The organism is Streptomyces zaehneri (assembly GCF_032248645.1).
GTDB lineage: Bacteria > Actinomycetota > Actinomycetes > Streptomycetales > Streptomycetaceae > Streptomyces > Streptomyces coriariae.
Window position 1 is genome coordinate 1 of the sequence record NZ_JASTTJ010000062.1, and the last position, 1,790, is coordinate 1,790.

Sequence of the window (1,790 nt, forward strand, 5' to 3'; positions counted from 1 at the left end):
TGCCGGCCCCAGTGCACTCGGAACCGTAGGGTTTCGGGGTGATGGGTGGCTGGTCGTTGTTTGAGAACTGCACAGTGGACGCGAGCATCTGTGGCCAAGTTTTTAAGGGCGCACGGTGGATGCCTTGGCACCAGGAACCGATGAAGGACGTGGGAGGCCACGATAGTCCCCGGGGAGTCGTCAACCAGGCTTTGATCCGGGGGTTTCCGAATGGGGAAACCCGGCAGTCGTCATGGGCTGTCACCCGCTGCTGAACACATAGGCAGTGTGGAGGGAACGCGGGGAAGTGAAACATCTCAGTACCCGCAGGAAGAGAAAACAACCGTGATTCCGGGAGTAGTGGCGAGCGAAACCGGATGAGGCCAAACCGTATACGTGTGAGACCCGGCAGGGGTTGCGTGTACGGGGTTGTGGGATCTCTCTTTCACAGTCTGCCGGCTGTGAGACGAGTCAGAAACCGTTGATGTAGGCGAAGGACATGCGAAAGGTCCGGCGTAGAGGGTAAGACCCCCGTAGTCGAAACGTCAACGGCTCGTTTGAGAGACACCCAAGTAGCACGGGGCCCGAGAAATCCCGTGTGAATCTGGCGGGACCACCCGCTAAGCCTAAATATTCCCTGGTGACCGATAGCGGATAGTACCGTGAGGGAATGGTGAAAAGTACCGCGGGAGCGGAGTGAAATAGTACCTGAAACCGTGTGCCTACAAGCCGTGGGAGCGTCGCGCATTGAGTTTACTCAATGCGTCGTGACTGCGTGCCTTTTGAAGAATGAGCCTGCGAGTTTGCGGTGTGTTGCGAGGTTAACCCGAGTGGGGAAGCCGTAGCGAAAGCGAGTCCGAATAGGGCGTTTCAGTAGCACGCTCAAGACCCGAAGCGGAGTGATCTAGCCATGGGCAGGTTGAAGCGGAGGTAAGACTTCGTGGAGGACCGAACCCACCAGGGTTGAAAACCTGGGGGATGACCTGTGGTTAGGGGTGAAAGGCCAATCAAACTCCGTGATAGCTGGTTCTCCCCGAAATGCATTTAGGTGCAGCGTCGTGTGTTTCTTGCCGGAGGTAGAGCACTGGATAGGCGATGGGCCCTACCGGGTTACTGACCTTAGCCAAACTCCGAATGCCGGTAAGTGAGAGCGCGGCAGTGAGACTGTGGGGGATAAGCTCCATGGTCGAGAGGGAAACAGCCCAGAGCATCGACTAAGGCCCCTAAGCGTACGCTAAGTGGGAAAGGATGTGGAGTCGCACAGACAACCAGGAGGTTGGCTTAGAAGCAGCCACCCTTGAAAGAGTGCGTAATAGCTCACTGGTCTAGTGATTCCGCGCCGACAATGTAGCGGGGCTCAAGCGTACCGCCGAAGTCGTGTCATTCATACAATAGGGCCAACGCCTGTATGGATGGGTAGGGGAGCGTCGTGTGCCGGGTGAAGCAGCCGCGGAAGCGAGTTGTGGACGGTTCACGAGTGAGAATGCAGGCATGAGTAGCGATACACACGTGAGAAACGTGTGCGCCGATTGACTAAGGGTTCCTGGGTCAAGCTGATCTGCCCAGGGTAAGTCGGGACCTAAGGCGAGGCCGACAGGCGTAGTCGATGGATAACCGGTTGATATTCCGGTACCCGCTGTGAAGCGTCAAACATCGAACCAGGCGATGCTAAGTCCGTGAAGCCGTTCCGGACCCTTCGGGGAAAGGAAAGTGGTGGAGCCGACGAACCAGACTTGCAGTAGGTGAGTGATGGGGTGACGCAGGAAGGTAGTCCATCCCGGGCGGTGGTTGTCCCGGGGTAAGGGTGTAGG

At 57.4% G+C, this 1,790-nt stretch carries 1 rRNA gene; it reads left to right on the forward strand.

Features of this window, described 5'->3' with window-relative positions:
• Window positions 1-92: 92 nt before the first annotated feature.
• A 23S ribosomal RNA gene (locus QQM72_RS40635) occupies window positions 93-1,790 on the forward strand; the annotation flags it as partial.